The sequence below is a fragment of the Streptomyces puniciscabiei genome (assembly GCF_006715785.1).
Lineage (GTDB): Bacteria > Actinomycetota > Actinomycetes > Streptomycetales > Streptomycetaceae > Streptomyces > Streptomyces puniciscabiei.
On the sequence record NZ_VFNX01000001.1, the window covers coordinates 2,315,053 to 2,330,025 of the forward strand.

A 14,973-nucleotide genomic window follows, 5' to 3' on the forward strand; every position below is an offset into this window, starting at 1 on the left:
GTACGGTCACTTCGGGGTGACCACCTTGTAGTTCTTGGGCACCTGGGCGTCCGGGCGGCGCAGATACAGCGGCCGGGGTGCCGCCAGTTCCTCGCCGGCGGCCAGCCTCGCCACGGCCAGCGAGGCGAGGGCGGCGGCGGAGACGTGCTCGGGCTCGTGGGCGCTCGGGAACGTGTCCGGGTAGAGCAGCGCGCCCGCGCCCACCGCCGGGAGCCCCGCGACCTGCTCGGCGATGTCGGCCGGCCGGTCCACCGCCGGGTCGGTCAGCCGGGTGCGGGAGTCGGCGTACTTCGCCCAGTAGACCTCCTTGCGCCGGGCGTCGGTCGCCACGACGAAGGGACCCTTCTCGATGTCGGCGGCGTAGGCGAGAGCGTCCAGCGTGCACACGCCGTGGACGGGGACGCCCAGCGCCAGGCCGAAGGTGTCGGCGGTCATCAGGCCGACCCGCAGGCCGGTGTACGGCCCCGGGCCGATGCCGACGGCGATGCCGGTGACGGCCTCCAGCTTGAGCCCGGCCTCGGCGAGCACACGGTCGACGGCCGGCAGCAGCAGCTCTCCGTGCCGGCGCGCGTCCACCTGACTCGACGAGGCGATGACGTCCGTGCCGTCGTGCAGCGCGACGGTGACAGCGGGGGTTGCGGTATCCAGAGCGAGCAAGAGCACGCGAACAGCCTACGGCGCCCGCGCCGCGCGCACGGCCGTCCGGGGCAGACCGTCACTGACTGCTACGGTCTGTACGAAGTACTGACATATCGCATGAGGAACACGAGGAAGAGGTGAGCGCACATGGCAGGGACCAGCTCGCTGATCGTGGCCGGCCTCACCGCGGCGGCCCTCGGAGCCGTCGGCTTCCTCGGTTACGAGGCCCGGACGACCGCGCCGGCGCACCTGAGCGGCAGCCCCGGCCCGAACGCCTCGGCGAGCGCGGGCACGGTCCCCGGGGGCCGGCACAGCCCGTCCTCCGTGCCGCGCGGGTCCGGTACGGGTGAACGGGTCGTGTACTCGGTGGACGACGACCGGGTCTGGCTGGTCGACGGCACCAACCGGCTGGAACGCTCCTTCAAGGTCGCCCCCGGCACGGTCGACCCCCCTCCGGGCATCTACTGGGTCACGTCCCGGTCGAGCGCGACCACCGGCACGGACGGTGTGCCCGTCGAGCACGTCGTCCGCTTCACCAGCGTGAACGGGCTGACGATCGGGTTCAGCGCGGCGGTCGCCCAGCGGGCGGCCGCCGCCGATCCGAGCGGGCGGACGGGAGGGATCCGGGAGACCCGGGCCGATGGCGATGCGATGTGGATGTTCGCGACCGTCGGGGTGAAGGTGGTGGTGATTCGTTAGGCGGCGTCGGGGTGCCGTGCCGGATCGTCGTCGTTCGGCTGCGGGTCCGTCGCGGCTGCCCCTTCGGGGCGCTCCTCAGGTGCCCTCGGGGGTGTGGAGATCGCGTCTGCCGCCTCGCACGACGCCAGCAGGTCGTGCATGGACACCCCGATGGGGCCGGCTGCGGTCATGGCGCCTCCTGAAGAGCGGGGGCGGGTAGTTAGGCATGCCTAACTACGGGCTGGGTACCATGTGACCACGCCCGGGACGTCCTGCGCAACATGTTGCCGACGGCTTGTCGGAATCCCGGCCGCTCAGGCCGTGAGCGTCTCCAGACCCGCGTCCGACCAGCGCTCCCCCAGCCCCGTCACGGTGACGTGCCGCACCTCGTCGGTGGTGTCCCCCACCGCGCGGTGGATGACGACCTGGAGGCGGTCCTCGGTCAGCTCCTCGACCTTGCCCTCGCCCCATTCCACGACGATCACCGAGTCGGGCAGGTTGACGTCGAGGTCCAGGTCCTCCATCTCGTCCAGGCCGCCGCCGAGCCGGTAGGCGTCCACGTGGACGAGGGGCGGGCCGTCGCCCAGGGACGGGTGCACCCGGGCGATCACGAAGGTCGGCGAGGTGACCGCGCCGCGCACCCCGAGTCCCTCGCCGAGCCCGCGGGTCAGCGTGGTCTTGCCAGCGCCGAGCTCGCCGCTGAGCATCACCAGGTCGCCGGCGCGCAGCAGTTTGGCCAGCCTGCGGCCCAGCTCCCGCATCTGCTCGGGCGAGGTGATCGTCAGCCGGGTCTCAGTGGGGTCCTGCGGTGCTGCTGGTGCTTCCATAGCCCATAACCGTAGCCCCTGCGGGCACCGCACCCGCGCGGGTGAGCAGGTCGGCGAGGCGGTCGGTGACCACTTCCGGGTGTTCCAGCATCACCAGGTGCCCGGCGTCCGGGACGAGGACCAGCTCGGCGTCGGGCAGCAGGTCGGCTATGGCCTCGCTGTGCTCGCTCGGTGTGACCAGGTCCTGGACGCCGGCCAGGACCAGCACCGGCATGTCCCGGAAGCAGGCGAGCGCCTCGGTCTTGTCGTGGTCGGTGAAGGCGGGGTAGAACTCGGCGACCACGTCGATCGGCGTGGACTCGATCATCCGCTCCGCGAACCGCTCGACGGCCGGGTCGATGTCCCGCCCCGCGAACGAGTACCGCTTGATGATCCCGGCGAACAGGTCGGCGGTGGCCCGGCGCCCCTTCTCCACCAGCTCCGCCTGCTGTCCGAGCGCCTTCAGCACGCCGGGCAGGATCCGGCGCACCGCGTTGACGCCGGCGACCGGCAGCCCGAAGTTGACCTCGCCCAGCCGCCCGGACGACGTACCGACGAGGGCGGTGGCGACCACCCGCTCCTCGATCAGCTCGGGGAACTGGGCGGCGAGCGCCATGATCGTCATCCCGCCCATGGAATGGCCGACCAGCACGATCGGGCCCTGGGGTACGGCGGCGTCGAGGACGGCCTTGAGGTCGCGGCCGAGCTGGTCGATGGTGACCGGCACCCGGTCCCGGGTCTGGGCCACGCCCCGCCCGGAGCGGCCGTGGCTGCGCTGGTCCCAGTGCACGGTCCGTACGACCCCGCGCAGGGCCGCGCGCTGGAAGTGCCAGGAGTCCTGGCTGAGGCAGTAGCCGTGACAGAAGACGACGGTCACGGGTGCGGGGGCCTTGCGGCCGAACAGGCGGCGTCGGCGCGGGGAGACGTTCGGTCCCGGGTCGGGCTCGACCTCGTCGACCTCGTAGTACAGCTCGGTGCCGTCGTCGGCGACCGCCTTGCCCGGGATGCCGCGCAGGGTGCCGTAGGGGCCCGCGGAGTCCAGCGCCAGCCGGGCCTTCCGGCGCATCCCGCGCCCCACCGTCATCCGCTCTATGGCGACACCGGCCGCCGCTCCCGCGGCGAGCACGCCTATCGCGGCACCGGCGAGGCCGGTCGCCCTGCGCCAGCTTCCGGCCGCTCCCGCGGCGGAGGCGGAGGCCGAGGCGACGACGTCCGCCACGGCCTCCGCACTGCTCTCGCTCACGTACCGCTCCTCTTCGCCGTACTGCAGTTCGCCAGGTGGGTGCGACGATGGTGCCTGTGCTGCCGCCGCAACGGGTATGACCGGAGTTACACGTGATCCGGATCGCGGCTCTCGAACGGGTTACCGAAGTCCTTCCCCGTTCACATGAACTCGGTCACACGGATGCATTTACACGGACGCACTTACGCAGACGCATTTACGCAGACGCATTCACATAGACGCGTGGAACCCGGGTTCCGATCCGCGTGACGATCTCGTACGCGATCGTGCCGCAGGCCTGCGCCCAGTCCTCGGCGGTGGGCTCACCGCGGTCGCCGGGACCGAACAACACCGCCTCGCTGCCCACCTCGGGGGCGTCGCCGCCGAGGTCCACCACGAACTGGTCCATGGCCACCCGGCCGGCGACCGTGCGCCACTTGCCGTCGACCAGCACCGGACCGGTGCCGGAGGCGTGCCGGGGGATGCCGTCGCCGTAGCCGATGGGGACGAGGCCGAGCGTGGTCTCGCCGGGGGTGACGTAGTGGTGGCCGTAACTGACCCCGTGCCCGCCCGGGACGTGCTTGACCAGCGCCAGCGAGGCGCTGAGCGTCATCACCGGGCGCAGCCCGAAGTCGGCCGGGGTGCCCAGCTCCGGGCTGGGCGAGATGCCGTACATGGCGATGCCGGGGCGGACGAGGTCGAAGTGGGTCTCGGGCAGGGTGAGCGTGGCGGGCGAGTTGGCGATGTGCCGCACCTCGGGGCGCACGCCCTGTTCCTCGGCGTACGCCAGCATCTCGCGGAAGCGGTCGAGCTGGGCGGCGATGGAGGGGTGGCCGGGCTCGTCGGCGCAGGCGAAGTGCGACCACAGCCCGGTGACCTTCACCAGTCCCTCGGCCTCGGCGCGCAGGGACTCGGCGACCAGCTCGGCCCAGTCCGCCCCGGGCTGGCAGCCGTTGCGGCCGAGCCCGGTGTCGGCCTTGAGCTGCACGCGCGCGTGCCGCCCGGCCTCCCTGGCGGCCGCGACGACCTCCCGCAGCGCCCACATGCCGCTCACCGACACGTCGATGCCGGCCTCGACGGCCTGCCGCCAGGGGCCGCCCGGCACCCACAGCCAGCACAGAACGGGGCCCGGCAGTCCGGCCGCGCGCAGCGCGAGGGCCTCCTCGGGCGTGGCCGTGCCGAGCCAGGTCGCGCCCGCCGCGAGGGCCTCGCGGGCACAGGGCACCGCCCCGTGGCCGTACCCGTCGGACTTGACGACGGCCATCAGGGCCGCGCCCTTCGCCCGGGCACGCAGGGCACGCACATTGGCCCGCAGGGCGCCCAGGTCGATCTCGGCACGGGCGCGCAGGGGGGCGGTCGGCACAGTCGCAGTCTCACTCATCGCGCCCCCAGTGTCTCAGAGGGCCGTCACGGCCCCGGCCGCAGTCTCCGGACCTCAGGTACCCGGCCGCCTCCCCCATACGTAGACGTGGTCGCCCTTCTTCAGCACGTCCCACAGGGTGCGCGCGTCGGAGAGCTTCAGGTTCACGCATCCCATGGAGCCGACGGTCGTGTAAATGCTGCCGTAGACGGCGTGGAAGGCCTGGCCGCCGTCGAAGAACTGGGCGTACGGCATGGGCTGGTTGTAGAGGGTCGAGACGTGGTTCTTGTGCCGCCAGTAGATGGTGTGCCAGCCCTTGCGGGTGACGTACCCCTTGCGTCCGCTGCGCATGGGCACCGGCCCGAACACCACCTTGGAGCCCTGCTGCACCCAGGTGAGCTGCCGGTCCAGATCGACGCAGGCCACCTTGTACGAGCGGACGGGGCACTTCTTGGCGGCGTTCGGGTTCTTCCTCGCGGCGACGAGCATCATGGTCGACCAGGTGACGGGCCCGGCGAACCCGATGGCGGGCTTGATCTTGTACTTCAGCTGGAAGGCGCGGATGGCCTCGCAGTCGGCGGTGGACTGCCTCCCGTCGACCTTCAGCTTCAGCCACGCCTCGACCTGCCGCTGATAGGGCCCGGCCTGCTTGCTGCACGTCGTCTTGCCGACCGCGTCGGACAGCGGCACGTACTCGATGAGGTCGTACGTCCCCGGCGCCGCGGCCCTCGGCTCCACGGCGTCCTCGGCCTTGGTCGGCGTGTACACCCGCGGCGGCAACGCCTGGTCGGGCGTGTCGATCTGCCACGGCTGGGCAGGCCCGGGGGCGACACCGGGCACCAGCTCGGGGGCGGCGGCGGGCGGTACGGGGGCGGCGGCCGCGTGCACGCTCGCCGCTGGGGCCCCGGCCGCGGGGGAGGCCATGGCGGTGCCGGTCGCCGGGAGGGCCGTCGCGGTGGCGAGCAGCACGGCGACGCCTCTGGACGCGATTCGTCTGCTGATCATGCGATCAGCCAAGCGCGCGGCTCCGCCGGATCAGGGGTGCCGCGCGGGGGAGGTCACCCGGGGGATGGAGCTGGGTACGTCGGTCGTCGGCCGGGTGCGGGTGCGGGTGCGGGTGCGGGTGCGTCGGCGGGTCGGATTCGGTGGGGGCGGGGAACCGCTGTCGTCCGGCTGCGGGTGCGTAGGGGCTGGTCGCGCCCACGCGGCGGAGCCGCATATCGACACAGCCCCGCGCCCCTTCGGGGCGCTCATCGGCGGCACCCCGCCGGCGCGGGCAAGCGACACCCACGCCCGCCCAGCCGAAGCACGGCCGGCTACAGCGCACGCACGTCCCGCCACGCCTCCGGAATGTGCGCGGCGACGTCGTGCGCTCCCACCGGCGCACCGTTCGCCGCGAAGCGGCCGGCGAGGCCGTGCAGGTAGGCCGCCGCGCTCCCGGCGTCCAGCGCGGACAGCCCCGCCGCCAGCAGCGACCCGCCGAGCCCTGACAACACGTCACCGCTGCCCGCGGTGGCCAGCCAAGGGGTCCCCGTGGCGTTGACCCGCACGGCCCCGCCCCCGGCGTCGGCGACCAGGGTGGTGGACCCCTTCAGCAGCACCGTCGCCCGGTACGCCGCCGCCAGCTCCCGCACCGCGCCCAGCCGGGCCTCCTCGACCTCCTCCCGGCGTACGCCCAGCAGCGCGGCGGCCTCCCCGGCATGAGGCGTCATCAGGGTCGGCGCCGTACGCCCGCGCACCGCGTCCCGCTCGGCCAGCCGCAGCCCGTCCGCGTCGAGCAGCACCGGCACGTCCGCCGCGAGCACCTCGGCCACGGTCGCGGCGTCCTCCCCGGCGCCCGGCCCGACCACCCAGGCCTGTACCCGCCCCGCCTTCGCCGGTCCACGGTCGGACACCAGTGTCTCCGGGAAGCGGGCGATGACCGCCTCCCCGGCCGGTCCGACGTACCGCACGGCGCCCGCCCCGCCCCGCAGCGCGCCGGAGACGGCGAGCACGGCGGCGCCGGGATAGCGCGCGGACCCGGCGGCGATGCCGACGACCCCGCGCCGGTACTTGTCGCTCTCCCCGGCGGGCACCGGCAACAGCCGCGCCACGTCGACGTGTTGCAGAGCCTGGAGCTCGGGCCCGGCGGGAGGTTCCAGGCCGATGTCGACGAGCCGGACGACCCCGGCGTACTCCCGCGCCGGATCGATCAGCAGGCCCGGCTTGTACGTCCCGAAGGTCACCGTCAGATCGGCCCGGACCGCGGCCCCCCGCACTTCTCCGGTGTCCGCCTCCACCCCGCTCGGCAGGTCCACGGCCACCACGGCGGCCCGGGACCGCTCGGCGGCACCGGCCAGGGCCTCCGCCTCGGGCCGCAGCCCGCCCTTGCCGCCGATCCCGACGATCCCGTCCACGACGAGGTCGGCCCGCTCGATCAGCCCGTCGGCGGAACCGGCCCCGGCGACCGCGCCTCCTGCCCGCCGCAGAGCGGCCAGCCCGCCCGCGTGCGCCCGCTCGGGCGTCAGGAGCACGGCCGTGACCCCGGCCCCGCGCCGGGCCAGCCGTGCCCCGGCGTACAGCGCGTCCCCGCCGTTGTCACCGCTGCCGACGAGCAGCACCACCCGGCTGCCGTACACCCGGCCGAGCAACTCGGCACAGGCGGCGGCCAGCCCCGCGGCCGCCCGCTGCATCAGGGCACCCTCCGGCAGCCGCGCCATCAGCGCCCGTTCGGCCGCCCTTACCGTCTCCACGCCGTACGCATTCCGCATGGCACCGAGTCTGCCCCGCAACGGCCGTCACCCACACCCGGGACTCAGCCCTCGGCGACCACCACGGCCGAGGCGACGCCCGCGTCATGACTGAGCGACACATGCCAGGACCGCACGCCCAGCTCGGCGGCCCGCGCCGCCACGGTGCCCGTCACCCGCAGCTGGGGCTGCCCGCTGTCCTCGACGTACACCTCGGCGTCCGTCCAGTGCAGCCCGGGCGGCGCCCCCAGCGCCTTCGCCAGGGCCTCCTTGGCGGCGAACCGGGCCGCGAGCGAGGCGATCCCGCGCCGTTCCCCGCTGGGCAGCAGCAGTTCCCGCGCCACGAACAGCCGGTCGGCCAGCCCGGGCGTCCGCTCCAGCGACGCGCGGAACCGGTCGATCTCGGCGACGTCGATCCCGACTCCGATGATGCTCATGCCGGGCAGCCTACGGTCGCGGCCCCGGCGGCACCCGCCCACCCGCCACCTGCCCGCCTGTCGAAACCCAACTGCCGTCCGCGCGCGTGCGGTCTAGGCTCCGCCCATGACGTCCCAGGACTACCTCTCCGACCTGTTCTCGCTGGACGGCCGTGTCGCCGTGGTGACCGGAGGCAGTTCCGGCATCGGCCGGGCCATCGCCGGGGCGCTGGCCCGGGCCGGCGCGAGCGTGGTGGCCGTGGCCCGCTCCAAGGGTCAACTGGAGGAAGCCATGGGCGAGTTGACGGCCTCGGGCTGCCGGGCCGCCTGGGTCGCCGCCGATCTGGGGACCCGCGACGGCGTCCGCGCGGCGGCCGAGGAGGCAGCCGCCGTCTTCGGTGAGCCGGACATCCTCGTCAACTCCGCCGGGATCAACCTGCGCCCGCCGATGGGCGAGCTGGGCGAGGACGTGTGGGACGCCACCATGTCCGTGAACCTGGAGGCGCCTTTCCTGCTGGGGCAGCGCTTCGGGCCGGGCATGGCGGAACGCGGCTTCGGCCGCATCATCCACATCACCTCCCAGCAGGCCCACCGCGCCTTCGTGCAGAGCGGGGCCTACGGCGTCTCCAAGGGCGCGCTGGAGTCGCTGGCCCGCTCGCAGGCCGAGGCCTGGTCGCCGTACGGCGTCACCGTCAACACCCTGGTGCCGGGCTTCGTGATGACACCGCTCAACCGGCGCCTGTCCGCCGACCCGGACAAGGTGGCCGCCCTCGCCGCCCGCACCCTGACCGGCCGCAACGGCCTCGCCGAGGACTTCGAAGGCGCGGCCGTCTTCCTGGCGAGCCGCGCCTCCGCCTACGTCACCGGCCAGTCGCTCTTCGTGGACGGCGGCCTGTCGGTCCACTGAGCAGCCGCGTGGCCGCTGCCGGTGTCCGGCCCTACTCCACCGTCACCGACTTCGCCAGATTCCGCGGCTGATCCACCTCGTTCCCCCTGGCGGTGGCCAACTCGCACGCGAAGACCTGCAGCGGCACCGTGGCCACCAGCGGCTGCAGCAGGGTCGGGGTGGCCGGGATGCGGATCAGGTGGTCGGCGTACGGGACCACCGCCTCGTCCCCCTCCTCGGCGATGACGATCGTGCGGGCTCCGCGCGCCCGGATCTCCTGGATGTTGGAGACGATCTTGTCGTGCAGGACCGAGCGGCCGCGCGGGGACGGGACGACGACCACGACCGGCACGTCCTCCTCGATCAGCGCGATCGGGCCGTGCTTCAGCTCGCCCGCCGCGAAGCCCTCGGCGTGCATGTAGGCGAGTTCCTTGAGCTTCAGGGCGCCTTCGAGGGCGACCGGGTAACCCACGTGCCGGCCCAGGAACAGCACCGTGTTCTTCGCGGCCAGGCTCCGGGCCAGCTCGCGGACCGGCTCCATCGTCTCCAGGACCCGCTCGACCTCCACCGAGATGCGGGACAGGTCCTTGATCACGGCCTGGATCTCGTCGCCCCACTTGGTGCCGCGCACCTGGCCGAGGTACAGCGCCACCAGGTAGCAGGCGACCAGCTGGGTCAGGAACGCCTTGGTGGAGGCGACCGCGACCTCCGGGCCGGCGTGCGTGTACAGCACCGCGTCCGACTCGCGCGGGATCGTCGAGCCGTTGGTGTTGCAGATCGCCAGCACCTTGGAGCCCTGCTCGCGGGCGTGGCGCAGCGCCATCAGGGTGTCCATGGTCTCGCCGGACTGGGAGATGGCGATGACCAGGGAGCGGCCGTCCAGGATGGGGTCCCGGTACCGGAACTCGCTGGCGAGCTCCACCTCGCACGGGATCCGCGTCCAGTGCTCGATGGCGTACTTGGCGATCAGGCCGGCGTGGAAGGCCGTACCGCACGCGACGATGACGACCTTGTCGATCTCCCGCAGCTCGGAGGGCGAGATACGGACCTCGTCCAGGGTCAGCGAACCCGACGGGTCGATGCGGCCCAGCAGCGTGTCGGCGACCGCCTTGGGCTGCTCGGCGATCTCCTTGAGCATGAAATAGTCATAGCCCCCCTTTTCCGCGGCGGAGGCGTCCCAGTCCACGTGGTAGCGGCGGACCTCGGCCGGGCGGCCGTCGAAGCCCATGACCGTGACGCCGTCACGGCGCAGCTCCACGACCTGGTCCTGGCCGAGCTCGATCGCGGAGCGCGTGTGGGCGATGAACGCGGCGACGTCCGAGGCCAGGAACGCCTCACCCTCTCCGACGCCCACCACCAGCGGCGAGTTCCGCCGCGCGCCGACGACCACGTCCGGCTCGTCGGCGTGCACCGCGACCAGCGTGAACGCGCCCTCCAGCCGCCGGCACACCAGCCGCATGGCCTCCGCGAGGTCCGCGCAGGAGGAGAACTCCTCGGCCAGCAGGTGGGCGACGACCTCGGTGTCCGTCTCGGAGTTCAGTTCGTGGCCGCGCTCGGCGAGTTCGGCCCGCAGGACCGCGAAGTTCTCGATGATGCCGTTGTGGACGACGGCGACCCGGCCCGCGTTGTCGAGATGCGGGTGGGCGTTGGCGTCCGTGGGTCCGCCGTGCGTGGCCCAACGGGTGTGGCCGATGCCCGTCGCGCCCGTCGGCAGCGGCCGCTCGGCCAGTTCCTTCTCCAGATTGACCAGTTTCCCCGCCTTCTTCGCCGCGGCCAGCCCGCCGTCGGCCAGCACGGCGACACCCGCCGAGTCGTAACCCCGGTACTCCAGCCGCTTCAGCCCGGTCATCACGACCTCGAGCGCCGACTGTGACCCTACGTATCCAACGATTCCGCACATGGGCCGCAGCCTACGACCCGGGAACGGCCAGAACTGGCCTCCGTCTGCCCGAAATCGGAAATTCCCGCCGCCGTACGAGAGCTGTTTCGGGCTCGAATGCTCCGGTGAGCAAGCGTCACCGTCCCGCCGAGGGGCCACGGGGACCGGCGGGCGTGACGGACCCCACCCGCCGCGCTGTTCAAACTCCGTTAACAATGGACTGTGATCTCACCGGTCTCCTCGATGCCCCGGAGCGCCCACCGGCACAGGCCGGAGGCGACTCCCTACGTCGACCTCACCCGCGCCGAGTGGAGTGCGCTGCGCGACAAGACGCCGCTGCCGCTCACCGCCGAGGAGGTGGAGAGGCTGCGCGGCCTGGGCGATGTGATCGACCTGGACGAGGTGCGGGACATCTACCTCCCGCTCTCCCGGCTCCTCAACCTCTACGTCGGCGCCACGGACGGCCTGCGCGGCGCGCTGAACACCTTCCTCGGCGAGCAGGGCTCCCAGTCCGGTACCCCGTTCGTGATAGGGATCGCCGGTTCCGTGGCCTGCGGCAAGTCGACCGTCGCCCGTCTCCTTCAGGCCCTCCTCTCCCGCTGGCCCGAGCACCCGCGCGTGGAGCGGGTGACCACCGACGGCTTCCTGCTGCCGACCAAGGAGCTGCAGGCCCGCGGCCTGATGTCGCGGAAGGGTTTCCCCGAGTCCTACGACCGCCGGGCCCTGACCCGTTTCGTCGCCGACATCAAGGCGGGGAAGGACGAGGTCACCGCGCCCGTCTACTCCCACCTGATCTACGACATCGTCCCGGGCGAGAAGCTCGTCGTGCGCCGCCCCGACATACTGATCGTCGAGGGCCTGAACGTCCTGCAGCCCGCCCTGCCCGGCAAGGACGGCCGTACCCGCGTCGGTCTCGCCGACTACTTCGACTTCAGCGTGTACGTCGACGCGAACGCCGAGGACGTCGAGCGCTGGTACCTCAACCGCTTCAGGAAGCTGCGCCAGACCGCCTTCCAGGACCCGAACTCGTACTTCCGCAAGTACACCCAGGTGTCCGAGGAGGAGGCCCTCGACTACGCCCGCACACAGTGGCGGACGATCAACAAGCCCAACCTGGTCGAGAACATCGCCCCCACCCGCGGCCGGGCCACCCTGGTGGTCCGCAAGGGCCCGGACCACAAGGTGCAGCGGCTGAGGCTGCGCAAGCTGTGACACCCCCTGTTGGATGGGCGGCATGCTGCATCTGCGCCTGATCACCCCCGCCGAGAAGACGGACGAGGTGGTGCGGCTGATCGAGAAGACGGTCGGCACCACCCACCTCGTGGTAATGCCAGGGACCGCCCGCAATCCCGTCGGGGACGTCGTCATGTGCGACGTGGCCCGTGAGGCGGGCGACGAACTCATCCACGGTCTGCGCCGGATGGGGCTCGACGAGACCGGCTCGATCGCCGTGGAGGACATCGACCTCATGCTCTCCCGGCGCGCCGACAAGGCCGAGGAGGAGGCGCCGGGCGAGGGCGCGGACGCGGTCCTGTGGGAGGGGCTGACCGAGGCGACCCACGAGGAGTCGACGCTGTCGGTCACCTATCTCGCGTTCATCACCCTGGCCACGATGATCGCGGCCTGTGGTGTCGTGCTGGACAACGCCGTCCTGATCGTCGGCGCGATGGCGGTGGGCCCGGAGTTCGGTCCGCTGGCGGGGGTGTGCACCGCCCTGGTGCGACGGCATCCGCGCCTCGCCCTGCGGTCACTGACCGCGCTGCTGGTGGGCTTCGGGGTGGCGATGGCGGTGACGGTCGGCTTCAGCCTCTTCATGGACGCCATCGGCCTCTTCGACAGGTCCCAGCTGGAGGGCAAGCGGCCCAACACGGCCTTCGTCTACGCCCCGGACGCCTTCTCGTTCATCGTCGCCGTCCTGGCCGGCATCGCCGGCACCCTGTCCCTGACCTCCGCCAAGTCGGGCGCCCTGGTGGGCGTGGCCATCTCGGTGACCACGGTCCCGGCAGCCGCCAACGCGGCCGTGGCCCTCGCCTACGGCGACACCGGCCAGACACTCGGCTCCACCGACCAGCTCCTGCTGAACCTGCTGGGCATCGTCCTGGCCGGCACGCTCACGCTGCTGGCCCAGAAGTGGCTGTGGGCGAGACAGCGCGAGCGCACGGCGCAGGCGGGCGGTTTCTAGAACACTCTTTCGCAGTTGACGACGACGTCGCCGTTGTCGCGGTACACCGTGTCAGAGTCGCCGGTCGGCGGCCGGCTGCCGCAGTCCACGAAGTCGCCAGGGGCGTTGTCCTGCACGCCAACCGTGTCGTTGCCGGCACCGGTCGTCACCATGTCGATGCCCGTACCGGCGTCGACGGTGGTGTTGATCGGAGCCGCGGAACCGTCGAACTTGTCGTTCCCGTCGCCGAGTTGGGCGGCGAAACTGGTGGCGACGCCGCAGTCGGCGGTGTTGGGGGACAGCCGAGTACAGCCCGGACCGACCGCCAAGCCCGTGCTGTCGGTGACGTACAGATGGTGGGTCACAGGGTCCACCGTCGCCGTGACATTGTTCGCCACGCCGGCTCGCGCCTGGAGCACAGCGAGGCTGCCGAAGAGGCGGAACACCGTGGAACCCGGTGGTGTCTGGGCGGCGGCCGGGGTGGCGGCCGAGGTGACGAGAAGACCCGCCACCAGGGCCGGTCCGACCGCTCGCTTCAGGGTACTGCTCACGATCTTCATGCTGCGTTTTCTCACTTCCGTCGAGGGGGGCTCGCCACACGGGACGGCCTCGTCGGAAGGCATACCGACAGCGATCGATTACGCATCCTTTATTACGTTCATAGGGTGAGCCGCGTCGCACGAAAGGGTGCACACGTGGCCCGCTGGGCTAACCCAGCGCCGACTTCACCGCGTCGGCCAGCCGCCCGGCCACCGAGCGGGCCTGGTCGATGTCGGCCGCCTCGACCATCACCCGCACCAACGGCTCGGTGCCGGACGGCCTGAGCAGCACCCGCCCGGTCTCCCCCAGCTCCCGCTCCGCCTCGGCGACGGCGGCCGCGAGGTCGGCCGAGGTCTTCACCCGCGCCTTGTCCACGTCCGGCACGTTGATCAGCACCTGCGGCAGCCGCTCCATGACGGACGCCAGCTCCCGCAGCGAACGCCCGGTCTCGGCGACCCGCGCCGCCAGCAGCAGCCCGGTCAGCGTGCCGTCACCGGTGGTCGCGTGGTCGAGGATGATGACGTGCCCGGACTGCTCGCCGCCCAGGGCGAACCCGTGCTCCTTCATCTCCTCCAGCACATACCGGTCGCCGACGGCGGTCTGCACCAGGTTGATCCCGGCCTTCTCCATCGCCAGCTTGAAGCCCAGGTTGGACATCACGGTGGCGACGACCGTGTCGGCCCGCAGCGCGGAGCGCTCCCGCATGGCCAGCGCCAGCACGGAGAGGATCTGGTCGCCGTCGACCTCCTCGCCGGTGTGGTCCACGGCCAGGCACCGGTCGGCGTCGCCGTCGTGGGCGATGCCGAGGTCCGCGCGGTGCTCGACGACCGCGGCCTTCAGCCGGTCCAGATGCGTGGAACCGCAGCCGTCGTTGATGTTGAGCCCGTCCGGCTCCGCGCCGATCGTGACGACCTCGGCGCCCGCCCGGGAGAACGCCTCCGGCGAGACCCCCGAGGCCGCGCCGTGCGCTTCGTCCAGGACGATCTTCAGCCCGTCGAGCCGGTTCGGGAGGACGGACAGCAGGTGGACGACGTAGCTCTCGAAGCCCTCGTCGTAGGACCGCACGCGGCCCACGCCCGCGCCCGTCGGCCGCTCCCACGGCTCGCCGTGACGGTGCGAGTCGTAGACCGCCTCGATCCGGTCCTCCAGCTCGTCGGCGAGTTTGTGGCCGCCGCGGGCGAAGAACTTGATGCCGTTGTCCGGCATGGCGTTGTGGCTGGCGGAGAGCATCACGCCCAGGTCGGCGCCGAGGGCGCCGGTCAGATGGGCCACCGCGGGTGTCGGCAGCACGCCGACGCGCAGGACGTCCACGCCCGCGCTCGCGAGGCCCGCGACCACGGCCGCCTCCAGGAACTCCCCGGACGCCCGCGGGTCCCGACCGACCACCGCCGTCGGCTTGTGGCCCTCGAAGGTGCCCGCCTCGGCCAGCACGTGGGCCGCCGCGACGGACAGGCCGAGCGCCATCTCGGCGGTCAGGTCCGCGTTGGCGACACCGCGCACGCCGTCCGTGCCGAAGAGTCGTCCCACTTGTCCTCCTGAGGAAACTGCGATCACACAAGCCGAAGAGCGGCTGAGCGTCTCGTGTCGTTATACGCCCTTGCCTGGGGTAAACGAACGCCCCGACGGCACAGGTGGCGTGCCGCCGGGGCGTTCGGAG

15 protein-coding genes are annotated in these 14,973 nt (G+C 72.4%); 4 read left to right on the plus strand and 11 right to left on the minus strand.

Annotation, left to right across the window (positions count from 1 at the left end; all coding sequences use genetic code 11):
- Nucleotides 1-6: 6 nt before the first annotated feature.
- A complete protein-coding gene (gene tsaB / locus FB563_RS10365; protein ID WP_055708853.1) occupies nucleotides 7-663 on the minus strand; it encodes a tRNA (adenosine(37)-N6)-threonylcarbamoyltransferase complex dimerization subunit type 1 TsaB in 657 nt (218 codons plus the stop codon).
- 123 nt (nucleotides 664-786) lie between these two features.
- Here tsaB and FB563_RS10370 point away from each other — a divergent pair, with 123 nt between their 5' ends.
- The gene (locus FB563_RS10370) at nucleotides 787-1,338 is read left to right on the plus strand and encodes a hypothetical protein (protein ID WP_055708854.1); all 552 of its coding nucleotides are present in this window, start codon (nucleotides 787-789) and stop codon (nucleotides 1,336-1,338) included.
- Here the strand turns inward: FB563_RS10370 and FB563_RS42850 are convergent.
- From FB563_RS42850 to FB563_RS10405, 7 genes are all read right to left on the minus strand, one after another.
- A complete protein-coding gene (locus FB563_RS42850; RefSeq protein ID WP_167528481.1) occupies nucleotides 1,335-1,508 on the minus strand; it encodes a hypothetical protein in 174 nt (57 codons plus the stop codon). The two genes, FB563_RS10370 and FB563_RS42850, sit on opposite strands and share 4 nt — an antisense overlap.
- A 123-nt stretch (nucleotides 1,509-1,631) precedes the next feature.
- A complete protein-coding gene (gene tsaE / locus FB563_RS10375; RefSeq protein WP_055708855.1) occupies nucleotides 1,632-2,144 on the minus strand; it encodes a tRNA (adenosine(37)-N6)-threonylcarbamoyltransferase complex ATPase subunit type 1 TsaE in 513 nt (170 codons plus the stop codon).
- Nucleotides 2,110-3,366, minus strand: coding sequence for an alpha/beta fold hydrolase (locus tag FB563_RS10380; RefSeq protein WP_055708856.1), 1,257 nt, complete (start codon nucleotides 3,364-3,366; stop codon nucleotides 2,110-2,112). Before FB563_RS10380 ends, tsaE begins: the two co-directional genes overlap by 35 nt.
- Nucleotides 3,367-3,562: 196 nt before the next feature.
- A complete protein-coding gene (alr, locus tag FB563_RS10385; protein WP_055708857.1) occupies nucleotides 3,563-4,726 on the minus strand; it encodes an alanine racemase in 1,164 nt (387 codons plus the stop codon).
- A gap of 54 nt (nucleotides 4,727-4,780) precedes the next feature.
- Entirely contained in the window at nucleotides 4,781-5,710 is a 930-nt protein-coding gene (locus FB563_RS10390; protein WP_244329015.1) for a L,D-transpeptidase, read from the minus strand.
- A gap of 311 nt (nucleotides 5,711-6,021) precedes the next feature.
- Nucleotides 6,022-7,455 carry an NAD(P)H-hydrate dehydratase gene (locus FB563_RS10400; RefSeq protein WP_142218613.1) on the minus strand — a complete coding sequence of 478 codons (1,434 nt, stop codon included), beginning with the start codon at nucleotides 7,453-7,455 and terminating at the stop codon, nucleotides 6,022-6,024.
- Between the two features lie 44 nt (nucleotides 7,456-7,499).
- Entirely contained in the window at nucleotides 7,500-7,871 is a 372-nt protein-coding gene (locus tag FB563_RS10405) for a holo-ACP synthase (RefSeq protein ID WP_142218614.1), read from the minus strand.
- Nucleotides 7,872-7,977: 106 nt separating this feature from the next.
- On the opposite strand from FB563_RS10405, the gene FB563_RS10410 reads away from it, so the two are divergent.
- Nucleotides 7,978-8,757 carry an SDR family NAD(P)-dependent oxidoreductase gene (locus FB563_RS10410; RefSeq protein WP_055707781.1) on the plus strand — a complete coding sequence of 260 codons (780 nt, stop codon included), beginning with the start codon at nucleotides 7,978-7,980 and terminating at the stop codon, nucleotides 8,755-8,757.
- A 31-nt stretch (nucleotides 8,758-8,788) separates the two neighbouring features.
- Here FB563_RS10410 and glmS read toward each other — a convergent pair whose 3' ends face one another.
- Entirely contained in the window at nucleotides 8,789-10,636 is a 1,848-nt protein-coding gene (gene glmS, locus FB563_RS10415) for a glutamine--fructose-6-phosphate transaminase (isomerizing) (RefSeq protein WP_055707782.1), read from the minus strand.
- Nucleotides 10,637-10,858: 222 nt separating this feature from the next.
- Here glmS and coaA point away from each other — a divergent pair, with 222 nt between their 5' ends.
- Nucleotides 10,859-11,827, plus strand: coding sequence for a type I pantothenate kinase (coaA, locus tag FB563_RS10420; RefSeq protein ID WP_055707791.1), 969 nt, complete (start codon nucleotides 10,859-10,861; stop codon nucleotides 11,825-11,827).
- A 22-nt stretch (nucleotides 11,828-11,849) separates the two neighbouring features.
- Nucleotides 11,850-12,797 (plus strand): DUF389 domain-containing protein, encoded by a 948-nt coding sequence (locus FB563_RS10425; protein ID WP_055707792.1) that lies wholly within the window; start codon nucleotides 11,850-11,852, stop codon nucleotides 12,795-12,797.
- Here FB563_RS10425 and FB563_RS10430 read toward each other — a convergent pair.
- Entirely contained in the window at nucleotides 12,794-13,327 is a 534-nt protein-coding gene (locus FB563_RS10430; RefSeq protein WP_142218615.1) for a hypothetical protein, read from the minus strand. The two genes, FB563_RS10425 and FB563_RS10430, sit on opposite strands and share 4 nt — an antisense overlap.
- Nucleotides 13,328-13,484: 157 nt before the next feature.
- Entirely contained in the window at nucleotides 13,485-14,843 is a 1,359-nt protein-coding gene (gene glmM / locus FB563_RS10435) for a phosphoglucosamine mutase (RefSeq protein WP_055707784.1), read from the minus strand.
- Between the last annotated feature and the right edge of the window lie 130 nt (nucleotides 14,844-14,973).